Source organism: uncultured Cellulomonas sp. (assembly GCF_963527515.1).
GTDB lineage: Bacteria > Actinomycetota > Actinomycetes > Actinomycetales > Cellulomonadaceae > Cellulomonas.
This window is the reverse complement of record NZ_CAURTV010000109.1, coordinates 1-11,457: the sequence shown is the minus strand read 5'-3', so window position 1 is coordinate 11,457 and position 11,457 is coordinate 1. Positions and strand designations below refer to the sequence as shown.

14 protein-coding genes are annotated in these 11,457 nt (G+C 74.6%); 10 read left to right on the top strand and 4 right to left on the bottom strand.

Features of this window, described 5'->3' with window-relative positions; translation table 11 throughout:
- Together RYN42_RS17465 and rsmD are read left to right on the top strand one after the other, a co-directional pair.
- Positions 1-1,152, top strand: a 1,152-nt coding sequence (locus tag RYN42_RS17465; RefSeq protein ID WP_315098078.1) for a DUF6297 family protein, incomplete at its 5' end; no start/stop codon positions are given.
- Positions 1,149-1,706 (top strand): 16S rRNA (guanine(966)-N(2))-methyltransferase RsmD, encoded by a 558-nt coding sequence (gene rsmD / locus RYN42_RS17460; protein WP_315098077.1) that lies wholly within the window; start codon positions 1,149-1,151, stop codon positions 1,704-1,706. The genes RYN42_RS17465 and rsmD, both read left to right, overlap by 4 nt.
- Here the strand turns inward: rsmD and RYN42_RS17455 are convergent.
- Positions 1,661-2,305, bottom strand: coding sequence for a GNAT family N-acetyltransferase (locus RYN42_RS17455; protein WP_315098076.1), 645 nt, complete (start codon positions 2,303-2,305; stop codon positions 1,661-1,663). The two genes, rsmD and RYN42_RS17455, sit on opposite strands and share 46 nt — an antisense overlap.
- 59 nt (positions 2,306-2,364) lie before the next feature.
- On the opposite strand from RYN42_RS17455, the gene RYN42_RS17450 reads away from it, so the two are divergent.
- The 7 genes from RYN42_RS17450 to mutM all read left to right on the top strand — a co-directional run bounded on the left by RYN42_RS17450 (position 2,365) and on the right by mutM (position 7,082).
- A complete protein-coding gene (locus RYN42_RS17450; RefSeq protein ID WP_315098075.1) occupies positions 2,365-3,519 on the top strand; it encodes a hypothetical protein in 1,155 nt (384 codons plus the stop codon).
- Positions 3,520-3,581: 62 nt separating this feature from the next.
- The gene (coaD, locus tag RYN42_RS17445; protein ID WP_315098074.1) at positions 3,582-4,070 is read left to right on the top strand and encodes a pantetheine-phosphate adenylyltransferase; all 489 of its coding nucleotides are present in this window, start codon (positions 3,582-3,584) and stop codon (positions 4,068-4,070) included.
- A complete protein-coding gene (locus RYN42_RS17440; protein WP_315098073.1) occupies positions 4,067-4,558 on the top strand; it encodes a hypothetical protein in 492 nt (163 codons plus the stop codon). Before coaD ends, RYN42_RS17440 begins: the two co-directional genes overlap by 4 nt.
- 110 nt (positions 4,559-4,668) lie before the next feature.
- Entirely contained in the window at positions 4,669-5,247 is a 579-nt protein-coding gene (locus RYN42_RS17435) for a DUF177 domain-containing protein (protein WP_315098080.1), read from the top strand.
- Positions 5,248-5,249: 2 nt separating this feature from the next.
- Positions 5,250-5,447, top strand: a complete 198-nt coding sequence (rpmF, locus tag RYN42_RS17430; protein ID WP_315098072.1) for a 50S ribosomal protein L32 — start codon at positions 5,250-5,252, stop codon at positions 5,445-5,447.
- 44 nt (positions 5,448-5,491) lie between these two features.
- Positions 5,492-6,181, top strand: coding sequence for a ribonuclease III (gene rnc, locus RYN42_RS17425; protein ID WP_315098071.1), 690 nt, complete (start codon positions 5,492-5,494; stop codon positions 6,179-6,181).
- A 1-nt stretch (position 6,182) separates the two neighbouring features.
- On the top strand, positions 6,183-7,082 hold the full coding sequence (gene mutM, locus RYN42_RS17420; RefSeq protein ID WP_315098070.1) for a bifunctional DNA-formamidopyrimidine glycosylase/DNA-(apurinic or apyrimidinic site) lyase: 900 nt from the start codon (positions 6,183-6,185) through the stop codon (positions 7,080-7,082).
- On the opposite strand, the gene RYN42_RS17415 is transcribed toward mutM, so the two are convergent.
- Positions 7,083-8,027 (bottom strand): NAD(P)-dependent oxidoreductase, encoded by a 945-nt coding sequence (locus RYN42_RS17415; protein WP_315098069.1) that lies wholly within the window; start codon positions 8,025-8,027, stop codon positions 7,083-7,085.
- A gap of 57 nt (positions 8,028-8,084) precedes the next feature.
- On the opposite strand from RYN42_RS17415, the gene RYN42_RS17410 reads away from it, so the two are divergent.
- The gene (locus tag RYN42_RS17410) at positions 8,085-8,711 is read left to right on the top strand and encodes a response regulator transcription factor (protein ID WP_315098079.1); all 627 of its coding nucleotides are present in this window, start codon (positions 8,085-8,087) and stop codon (positions 8,709-8,711) included.
- Positions 8,712-8,727: 16 nt separating this feature from the next.
- Here RYN42_RS17410 and RYN42_RS17405 read toward each other — a convergent pair whose 3' ends face one another.
- Both RYN42_RS17405 and RYN42_RS17400 read right to left on the bottom strand, forming a co-directional pair.
- Positions 8,728-10,443, bottom strand: coding sequence for a GAF domain-containing protein (locus RYN42_RS17405; protein ID WP_315098068.1), 1,716 nt, complete (start codon positions 10,441-10,443; stop codon positions 8,728-8,730).
- On the bottom strand, positions 10,433-11,457 hold a 1,025-nt coding region (locus RYN42_RS17400), incomplete at its 5' end, for an ATP-binding cassette domain-containing protein (RefSeq protein ID WP_315098067.1). The genes RYN42_RS17405 and RYN42_RS17400, both read right to left, overlap by 11 nt.

The window sequence follows — 11,457 nt, the reverse complement described above, 5'->3', positions numbered from 1 at the left end:
CTCCTGGACGCGGGCCTGCTCGCGGACCCCGGCCTGCGCGTGGCGCGGGTCGCGGCGACCGCGGCCCTGGTGGCGGCCGGGATCGTGCTGCTCGCGGCGGTCGGGCAGTCCGCGAGCGTGTCCCGGCGGTCGATCGCGCTCGCGGGTGACGTGCTCCTGTTCCTCGCCCCGGTCGCCGCCGTCGTCCTCGCGCGGGTCGGCTGGTCCGTCGACCGGCTGCCCGGAGCTCCGTGGTGGCTCGTCGCCGCCCTCGTCCCCGTCGTCGTGGCACTGGCGTTCCTGGTCGACAGACGCCTCGGCCGCATGCCCGCGCGCAGCCTGCGCGAGAGCGGCTCGGTGGCCACACAGGCGGTCGGCGCCGTCGTGTCGATGGACTCCCGCGAGCTCGGTCGGGCGCTCACGGACGGTGCGGCCGCCCCCGTCCGGCGGTGGGTCTCCCGGCTCCGCACGGCTCGCGGACCGGTCTCGGCGCTGATCACCGCGGACGTGGTGGTGCTCCGCCGGTCCGCCCGTCACGTGGTGCAGCTGGTGGTCGCGGCGCTGGTCCCCGTGCTGGTGAGCACCGTGCCGCAGCTGGCCAGCCCGGGTGGCGTCCTCCTCGCGCTGCTCGTCTCGGGATCCGTCGCGATGAGTGCGACCGGTGAGGGTGCCCGCCGCGCCGAGATGGCGCCGATCCTCGACCGCCTGCTGCCGATCGACGCCAAGACCGTCCGCCGGCTGCGCATGGTGGTGCCCGCCGCGGCCATGGCCCTGTGGTCGGTCGTGGCGTTCGCCGCGGTCGGCCGGTGGGCGGGCGACGTGCCCGGCTGGATCGCGCTCGGGATCGCGTCGACGCCCGTCTGGGCGGCCGCGGCGGTGCGCGCGTCGTACCGGCCGGCCCCGGACTGGGGGGGCGCCCTGGTCTCCACGCCCATGGGTGCCCTGCCCACCGGCGTGGCCACGGTGCTGGCCCGGGGGCCGGACCTCGTGGTGCTCTGCCTGCTCCCGGTCTGGATCGCGGTGCTGCTCCGGACGGTGAACGCCACCCTGCTCTACGCGCAGATCGTCCTGGCCGTCATCGCCGTGCTGGTCGCGTCGTCGATCCGCACGCGCTCGCTGATGGAGACCCTGATGGACGCGCAGGAGCAGGAGCGGGCCGGGGCGCGTCGGTGACCCGGATCGTCGCCGGGACGGTCGGCGGGCGCGTGCTGCAGGTGCCGCGCTCGGGCACCCGGCCGACCAGCGAGCGCGTGCGGGAGGCCCTGTTCTCGCGTCTGGAGCACCTCGACGTGATCGACGGCGCCCGGGTGCTGGACCTGTACGCGGGGTCCGGTGCGCTCGGGATCGAGGCGGCCAGCCGGGGCGCCGCGCACGCGACGCTGGTCGAGGCCGCCCGGGACGCCGCCGACGTGTGCCGGCGCAACGTCGCGGCGCTCGGGCTGGCGGCGACCGTGCAGGTCGTCGCCGACAAGGCGGAGCGGTTCGCGCAGCGCCCCCCGGCGGCGCCGTGGGACCTCGTCCTGATCGACCCGCCGTACGACCTGGCGCAGGACGACCTCGCCGGGGTGCTGGCCGCGGTGGGCGGGATGCTGACGCCGCACGCCGTGGTCGTCGTGGAGCGGGCCTCGCGCACCGCCGAGCCGACCTGGCCGGCGTCGCTGGTCCGGCTGGACCGACGCGCCTACGGCGACACCGTCATGTGGTTCGCGGAGCCCGCCGGGTCCTGACCGCGGTGCAGGACCGTGAGCACCGGGCCGCCGGGCGCCAGGGTCGTGGCCCCCGCGTCCACGTACCCGAGCCGCCGGTAGAAGGGCAGGTTTCGAGGGTCCGTGGTGCCGAGGTACGTGCCGAGGGCAGCGCTGTCGGAGTCGGCGATGCCTGCCTCGACCAGCCGAGTCCCGATCGACCGTCCCTGCAGCTCGGGCTCCACCGCGAGGTAGTTGAGGTAGTCCGCCGGTTGCGCAGGTGCGAGCGAGGCCGCCGACGACAGCGCCGCCAGGATCTCCTCGGCCCGTGCTCGTCCCAGGAGCGCCGCCAGGACGCCGCTCGGGGTGGGCAGCGAGTCCGGAGCCGGGCCCGCCGCGGGCAGCCGCCAGGCCGCGACGCCGACCACCCGCTCGTGGTGCCGGGCGACGAGCACCCGCCCGACCGCGAGGTAGCGGTCCACCGACGGCCCGAGCCAGGCGGCACAGGCGTCCTCGCGGGTGGCGGTATCGGGCAGTGCCCAGACCATCAGCGGGTTCGTGCGGTACGCGTGGGCCAGCACCGTGCGGATCGCCGCGGCATCGGCGCTGGAGGCAGGGTCGAGGACGACGTCGGGAGCCATGCCCGAGAGTGGCACGGGAAGGTGGGCCGGTGTGCCGCCGTGCACGCTACGGTCGTCCGGTGCGACGGGCCGGTCGGGGGGCGCTCGCGGCGACGGCCGTGCTGCTGGCGTCCGGCTGCGCGACGGCGGAGGCCGGCATCGAGCCCACGGAGACGGCGTTCGCCACGATCTGGCAGGTGCGCGAGCCGGGCGTCGGCCTGCTCCTGTTGTCGGACCTCGATCCCGACGACGACCGCTTCGACGCGCCGGCGGTACCGGTGCGGGCGACGCTGGCGACGCGCCCCGACGGCTGCCTCGTCGCCGTGGTCGACGGCGTGGAGCACGTCCCGGTCTGGCCGGTCGGCTCGCAGCTGTCGGGTCAGGTCCCGACCGACGAGGAGCTCGCCGCCGACCCGGACGCGGTGACGATGTGGAGCATCTCGCTGCCCGACGGGAGCGTGCTGCGAGTCGACAGCCCCGATCCGGCCGAGGCGTTCACGGCGCAGGCCGTGGTGGCCACGGTCCGTGAGCCGGTCGACCGCCCACCCGCCGAGGCCTGGGAGCAGCCCGACGTCGTGGAACCGCACCTGGCTGCGTGCGCGGTCCCTGCGCCGCCCATCGCGTTCCCCGACACCGGGTCGATCGTCACGGACTGGGAGCGGACTCTCGCCCGGCTCCCGGCCGACCCGCCACCGCGCACGCCGCCTCCCGGCGCCGCATCCGGGTCGAGGGAGCCGTCGGTGCCGGCGACCGTCGAGATCTTCGTCGACGAGCACCAGTTCACCCTCGGGTACCAGCCGGATCCCTGGGAACCGGGTGAGGACGCGCCCGTCCCGCTGGTGTGGGGAGTGACCGCGACGTCGGCCCAGGTGGGCACCGGCATCGCGACCGGAGTGGTCCGCGTGACGTGCATCGCGCTGGAGACGGCGCCCGAGGCGGTCGACGCCGCGTGGGAGGACGTGGCGGAGCTGTCCCTCCGGACCACCGAGGACGCGCCCCTGTCTGCCGCGGGAGGGTGGGCCTCCGGCGACGGGATCCCCGACCGCCTCGACGCGCACGGAGCGGGCACCTACCGGGTGCGGGTGCACGCCCGAGGCAGGGACGTCGCCTACGACGGCGTCGCGGAGGTGCCGGTGGAGGACTACCTCGTCCTGGCCTGGCCGGCGCCGGCGGCGCCACCCGCCACGCTACGGGCGACCAGCGAGGTGGCCGGCTGGGAGGTGGGCCGGACGTGAGCCGGACGTGAGCCGGCGCGCGTCACGGTGGTCGGACGGACCCGCTGGCCTACCCTGACCACGTGACCACCGCCGTCTGCCCCGGGTCCTTCGACCCCCTCACGCTCGGCCACGTGGACGTCGTGCGGCGCGCGCGCTCGATGTTCGACGAGGTGGTGGTCGGCATCGCGCGGAACTCGGCCAAGTCGTCGTTGCTGCCGGTCGAGCAGCGGATCTCCCTGGCGCGTGCCGCGTTCACGGACGTGGACGGGGTGCGGGTCGAGGCCGTCGACGGGCTGCTCGCCGACTTCGTCCGTACGGTGGGTGCGGTGGCGGTGGTCAAGGGTCTGCGCGGTGGTGCCGACTTCGACGCCGAGCTGCCGATGGCGCTCATGAACCGGCACCTGTCGGGGGTCGAGACCGTGTTCGTCGTCGGCGACCAGAACCTGGCCCACATCGCGTCGTCTCTGGTCAAGGACGTCGCCCGGTACGGCGGACCGATCGACGACCTCGTACCGGCAGGCGTCGCGGACGCGGTACGGGCGGCACTTCGAGGAGGGGACACCAGATGACCGACGAGGACCCGACCACCCGGCCCGAGGGCCTCACGGGCGTGCTGGACGCGATCGCGACGGCCGTCACCCAGGCGCGGGCGATGCCGATGTCGTCGTCCGTGCTGGTCAACCGCGCGGAGCTGCTCGACCTCGTGGACCAGGCGCGCGACGTGCTGCCCAGCCAGCTGTCCCGTGCCGACGAGGTGCTGGCCGACGCGGACTCCGCGCGGTCCGTCGCGCAGGCCGACGCCGACGCGCTGCTGGACCGCGCCCGCGCCCAGGCCGCCGCCCTGGTGGACCAGGAGGCCGTCGTCGTCGCGGCCCAGGAACGTGCGGCGCAGATCGTCGCGGAGGCCGAGGCGACCGCCGAGCGGCTGCAGCGCGAGGCGGACGACTACTGCGACCGGCGCCTGGCGGACTTCGAGATCGACCTGGGCAAGGTGCTCAGCCAGGTCCAGGCCGGGCGGGCGAAGCTGGCGGAGCGGCTCGGGGCCGACGACAGCTGAGACCTGCGCCACTCGATCAGGATTTGGGTGGCCTGTGACCTGTGCCGTAGAGTTGTCCGTTGGTTCTGCCGCTCATGGCGGGACCGAGATCAACGAGGGGACCCCTGGCCGTGTCGCGCCCTGTTCGCCTCGATCCCCGTTCGCCGTTCGTGCTCGATACGCACGAGCTCGGCCGACGTCCGGGATCGACGAGGACCGTGCAGCGCACCGTGGGCGCCCCTGAGGATCTCGGTACCGAGGTGATCGGCGTCCCCACCGGGACCGACGTCGAGCTGGATCTGCGGCTCGAGGCGGTCATGGAGGGGGTCCTGGTCACCGGATCCGTCCGTGGTCGGGCGATCGGGGAGTGTGTGCGCTGCCTGGGTGAGGTCGTCGAGGATGTCGACGTCTTTCTCACGGAGCTGTACGTCTACCCCGAGCGCGCGGCTGTCGCGGCGGAGGACGGCGACGAGGAAGAAGACGTACGAGAGCTCGAGGACGACCTGGTCGATCTCGAGCCCGCGCTGCGGGACACGGTCGTGCCGGCTCTGCCGTTCCAGCCGCTGTGCCGCCCCGACTGCCCCGGTCTGTGCTCCGAGTGTGGTGCACGGCTCGCGGATGACCCTGACCACTCGCATGAGACGCTTGACCCCCGCTGGTCCGCCCTGGGCGGCCTGCTGGGATCGAACGACGAGACGAAAGAGAGCTAGCCGTGGCTGTTCCGAAGCGCAAGATGTCGCGCAGCAACACCCGTGCGCGTCGGTCGCAGTGGAAGACCACTGCCACGACGCTCCACACGTGCCCGCAGTGCAAGTCCAACAAGATGCCGCACACGGCCTGCCCGACGTGCGGCACCTACAAGGACCGCAACTACGCCGAGGCCGTCCGCACGGAGTTCGAGGCTCGCTGAGCCAGCTCGTCCGCCGCTGAGCATTCGATGACCGGAGGACCGGCGTGAGTGCCGCGGCAGAACTTCTCGAGAAGCTCGGGGTCCACCTGGACCCCGAGCTTCTCGTGCTCGCCCTGACACATCGCTCGTTCGCCCACGAGGCCGGGGGGATCCCGACCAACGAGCGGCTCGAGTTCCTCGGCGACGCGGTCCTCGGGCTGGTCGTGACGGAGCGTCTGTACCGCACGCACCCGGGGCTCCCGGAGGGTGCGCTCGCGAAGATGCGGGCCGCCACGGTGTCGCAGCGCGCGCTCGCGGTCGTCGCGCGGGACCTGGACCTGGGCAGCTACATGCTGCTCGGCAAGGGTGAGCTGTCGACCGGGGGTCGGGACAAGGACTCGATCCTGTCCGACACGCTCGAAGCGGTGTTCGGAGCCGTCTACCTCAGCCACGGCGTGGAGAGCGCACGCACGCTCGTCGAGCGGCTGGTCGGTCCGTCCCTGGAGGCCGCCGCGGGCCTGGGGGCGGGGCTGGACTGGAAGACGTCGCTGCAGGAGCTCTCCGCGGCGATGGGCCTGGGCGCCCCCAGCTACGAGGTCGTCGGTGAGGGCCCGGACCACTCGCGCACCTTCACCGCCCGCGCGATGGTGGCGGGCGTGCCTCGCGGGACCGGCATCGGCGCGGCCAAGAAGCTCGCCGAGCAGGACGCGGCCGCGGACGCCTACCGGACGCTCGCGGCCCTGCACCAGTCCTGACGTGCCCGAGCTGCCCGAGGTCGAGACCGTCCGGGACGGGCTGGCGCGGCACGTGCTGGGCCGGACCGTCACCGGCGTCGAGGTGCGTCGCGACTACAGCGTCCGGCGCCACGACGCCGGTCCCCTCGACTTCGCCGGCCGGCTGCGGGGCCGTCGCCTCGACGCGGCGGTGCGGCGCGGCAAGTTCCTCTGGCTCCTCCTGGACACCGGCGACGACGCCCTCATGGCGCACCTGGGCATGAGCGGGCAGCTGCTGGTCCGGGCGCCGGGCTCACGCGTCGAGCACCCGCACCTGCGGGTCCGGCTGGAGCTCGACGACGAGTCCGCCCTCGACTTCGTCGACCAGCGCACGTTCGGCCACCTGAGCGTGCCGGACCTCGTGCCGACCCCCGACGGAGCGGCCGGAGGGCTCGGCTCACCGCTCCGCGTCGTCCCGGAGCCGGTCCGGCACATCGCCCGCGACCTGCTCGACCCCGCGCTCGACCGTGCGGCGCTCGTGGCCGCGGTCCGTCGGCGCAGGACGGGCCTCAAGCGGGCGCTGCTGGACCAGACGGTGGTGTCCGGCATCGGCAACATCTACGCCGACGAGGGCCTCTGGCGGGCGCAGCTGCACTACGCGCGACCCACCGAGACGCTGCGCCGGGCCGAGGTGGAGCGGGCGCTGGACGGAGCCTTCGAGGTGATGACCGAGGCGCTGGCGCAGGGTGGGACCAGCTTCGACGCTCTCTACGTGAACGTGAACGGCGCCTCCGGGTACTTCGACCGCTCGCTGGCCGTCTACGGCCAGGAGGGCAGGCCGTGCCACCGGTGCGGCACGCCGGTGCGCCGCGACGAGTTCATGAACCGGTCCTCGTACAGCTGCCCGCGCTGCCAGCCCCGGCCCCGCCGCGGCCGGTTCTGACTACCGCGTCACCACGTTGCGCAGCTCCCCGCCGAACAGGAAGGCGGCGAGGTTGGCAGTGATCAGCTCACCGGCGCCGATCGGCCGTCCCCCGGCTGCGTGCGGGCTGATCAGCACCCGGGGCTCGTCCCACAGCGGGGAGTCGGCGGGCAGGGGCTCGGTCTCGAACACGTCGAGGGCGGCCCCCGCCAGGCGCCCCGACCGGAGCGCGGCGAGCAGGGCGGCCTCGTCGAGCGTGGCACCGCGGCCGACGTTGACGACCCACGCGTGCGGGAGCAGCTGCGCCAGGACGTCGGCGTCGATGGCGTGCCGGGTCTGCTCGGTGGCGGGCAGCAGCGAGACGAGCACGTCCGTGCGGGGGAGGTGGTCGGGCAGGTCGAACGGGGAGATCACCTGGAACCCGTGGCGGTCGCCGGCCGTCGTCGCCACCCCCGTCACCTGGGCGCCCAGCGCGGCCAGCAGGGGCGCCAGCCGGGCTGCGATCGATCCGAAGCCCCAGATCAGCACCCGGGCACCGTCGAGCGAACGGAAGGCCTGGCCGGTGCGGGCGTCCTGCATGCCGCCCAGCTCGCCGGCCCACCGGTGCTCGGCCTGCGCACGCACCAGGTCGGGGATGCGCCGGGCGGCGGCCAGCATCAGGGCCAGGGTGTGCTCGGCGACCGGGCCGTCGTGCAGGCCCCGGCCCGAGGTGATCACCACGTCGTCCGCGAAGCCGGCGGCCAGCGTGGCGTCCGGACCGGCCGCGAGCGTCTGCACCCACCTCAGCCGCGTTAGCCGGCGGGCCGCGTCGGCCATCTGCTCGGGGCCGTTCCCCCAGAGCACGAGTGCCTCGGCGTCGAGGGCGTCCGGAGGGATGGGGGCGTCCACGTCGTAGCGCAGGACCCGCACGTCGGGAGGCACTGTCGGGTCGTCCGTCAGCGTGGTGGGCACCAGGAGCGTCGTCACGCTCGATACGATGCCACCGTGCCCTCACTCAGCGCCTCCGCAGGTCCCATCACCGTGATGATCGTCGACGACCACGAGGTCGTCAGGCGTGGGATAGCGGAGGTGGTGGACCGGGCCGAGGGCATGTCTGTCGTCGCCGAGGCCGGCTCCGTCGCCGACGGCGTGCGGCGGGCGGCGCTGGTGCGGCCGCAGGTGCTCCTGGTGGACCTCCAGCTCCCCGACGGCACCGGCATCGAGCTGATGACTGCGGTGCACGAGCAGCTCCCCGACGCGCGCGCGATCGTGCTGACGTCGTTCGACGACGACGACGCCCTGGCCGCCGCGCTGGACGCCGGCGCGGCCGCGTACCTGCTGAAGTCGGTGCGGGGTGCCGAGATCACCGACGTGATCCGTGCCGTCGCAGCCGGCCGCATCCTCCTGGACGAGCGGACCGTCACCCGCCGCAAGGCCGGCCACGACGACCCGACCGAGAGCCTGACCCCGAGCGAGCTGCGCGTCATCGACCTCATCGGTGAGGGGCTGTCGAACCGCGAGATCGCCGAGCGCCTCGGCGTGGTCGAGAAGACCGTCAAGAACCACATCACGTCGCTGCTGGCCAAGATGGGGCTGCAGCGGCGGACCCAGGTCGCCGCCTGGGTGGCGTCCCGCAAGCACGCCGGCTGGCGCGCCGAGCCCGGCCACTAGCCGCCCGACCGCTCGCTCAGGCGAGCGGGGCCTCCCAGGTGAGCAGCGTGCCGCGACCGTCGGGAGAGACGCCGAGGGAGAACGTGCCCCGGTGCTGGCGCGCACGGGAGACCAGGTTGCCCGTGCCCGAGCTCCGTTCGCGGACCGACGGCAGGCCGACGCCGTCGTCCTGCACCTCGACCAGCACGATGCCCAGCGGACCTGCTCCGCGGACCGAGACGTGCACGGTCACCGACGCGGCGTGGGCGTGCCGGGCGGCGTTGGCCAGCCCCTCGCGCACGACGGCGACCACGTCGGACGTCAGGGCGGGGCTCACTCGCTCGTCCAGCTGGTCCTCCTCGACGCCGCCCTCGACCACCGTCACGCCGTCCAGGGTGACGACGAAGGACGGGGCGAAGCCGAGACCGGTGCGGGCCAGCGACGCCTCGCGGCGCAGGCGCTCGACCAGTCCCGAGGCGGCGTCGGGGTCGTGCAGCTCGTGGACGATCTGGCGGATCTGGCGCACCGACGCGTCCACGTTGTCCAGGGCCTCGTCGACGATGGCCGTGAGGTCGGTCGGGTCGACGCCCCGCGCGGCACGGCGGCGGACGGTCTCCAGCTGCATGCCGGTGGCGAACAGCTGCTGGATGGCCAGGTCGTGCAGGTCACGCGCGATGCGCTCGCGCTCCTCGAGCAGGGACGCGAGGTCCTGGGCGTGCCGCGCGCCTGCCAGCACGTACGCGAGGGCCGCCTGCGCGGCGAACGACTCGGCGGTCGCCAGGTCGCTGTCCTCGAAGGGGGTGGCGCCGATCTTGCGCAGGAGGATGAGCACCCCCATGTCCTGCCCCGAGGACCGCAGGGGGGCGTAGAGCGCGGGACCGAAGGCGCGCATGACGGGGACCGCCACCGTGCGGGCTGCCGACAGGGACGGCGTGATCAGGCCCTTCCCCTCGGTCATGACCGTCCAGGCCCGACCGCCCAGAGGCATCCGGGCGCCCAGGATGCGCTCGCTCGCGTGGCCGACGGCGAGCTCGATGAACAGCTCCCCGCCCACACCTGGCAGGGCGAGGGCGGCGGTGTCGGCACCGGCCAGCTCCAGCGCGGTCGCCGCGATGTGGTCGAGGGCCTCCTCCTCGTCGAGCCCCTCGAGCAGCATGGTGGTGATCTCCTGCCCGGCGCGCAGCCAGCGCTCGCGTCGCTCGGCCTCGGCGTAGAGCTGGGCGTTGGCGACGGCCACCCCCGCGGCGGCCGCGAGCGAGACGACGACGTCCTCGTCACCCTGCGTGAAGCCGCCGGCCTTCTCCGAGAGGTACAGCTGCCCGAACACCCGAGAACCGACGCGGACGGACGCGCCGAGGAAGGACCCCATCGGCGGGTGCTCGCGGGGGAAGCCGCGGAAGGCCGGGTGCTCGCGGAGGTCGGCCAGGCGCAGCACGCCCGTCTCCGGGATCTGGCCGAGCACGCCCTGTGCGTGGGGTGCCGTCCGCAGCGCTCCGGCGACGGCGGTGGGGACGCCGGTGAAGACGAAGGTGGTCGAGGTGTGGTGCGCGTCGAGCACGTTCAGGGCGCCGTACCTGGCCCCCGTGAGCTCGGCGCTGACCTGCACGAACCGTTCGAGCACCGTCGCCAGCTCCAGCTCGCTGGCGACCGCCAGGATGGCGCCGAGCAGGTCGGTCAGCGCATCGCCGGTGAGGGGCAGCGCGGACTCCTCGACCTTCGTGAGGAGGCCGGTGGGGTGGGTCTCATCGCGCACGTCCCGCCTCCGTCTCCTCGCCCGCCCGTTCGCGGTCCAGCGCCTCACGGTAGCCCGGCGACGTCGCCGTGAGCTCCGCGTGCGTCCCGCGCGCGCGGATCCGGCCGTCCTGCAGCCAGAGGACCTCGTCGGCCGCGGCGAGCGGGGTGAGCCGGTGCGTCACGACGACGACGCCCCGCGGGTCGCGCAGCAGGTCCTCGACCAGCGCGTCCGCGCGCACCGGGTCGAGGTGCTCGGCGGGCTCGTCCAGCAGCAGCAGCGCGGTGGGCGACAGGAGCGTCCTGGCGACCAGGAGCCGCCGGCGCTCGCCGCCCGACACGGTGCGGGCGTCGGGGCCGAGCAGCGTCTCGAGCCCGTCCGGCAGGCCGCCGAGCCAGTCGCCGAGGCCCACGCGCGCCAGGACCGCCGTGGCCTCCGCCGCCGTGACGTCCCCTCGTGCGACCCGCAGGTTCTCCAGCACGGTCGTGCCGAACACGTGCGCGTCCTCGGTGCCGACGACGACGGCGCGCACCACGGCCGCACGGGCCACGCGGTCGATGTCCTGCCCGCCGAGCGTGAGCGAGCCGCCGCGCCGGGGGAGCAGCCCGGCCAGCGTGAGCAGCGCGGTCGTCTTGCCGGTCCCGGACGGGCCGACGATCGCGACGGACCGGCCCGAGTCCAGCACCAGGTCGAGGCCCTCGGCGAGCAGAGGTCCGCCCGGCCAGCCGATCGCCAGCCCGGCGGCCGTCAACGGCGGACCGGCCGGCACGGGGGCGTCGGGCGTCGGGCCGGTCGGTACGTCGCTCGGGGAGCCTGCTGGGGAGTCGAGGAGCGTGAGGATGCGCGAGGCGGCGGCGCGCGAGCGCTGCACCTGGATCGCCGCGGCGGGCAGGAGCGACGTGGCCTCGAACGCGGCCAGCGGGGTGAGCACGACGACGGCGAGCTCGACGGGGGAGAGCAGCCCCGCTCCGACCGCCGGCACGCCCGTGACCAGCGCGGCGAGCACGGCGAGGCCCACGGCGAGCTGCCCGAGCC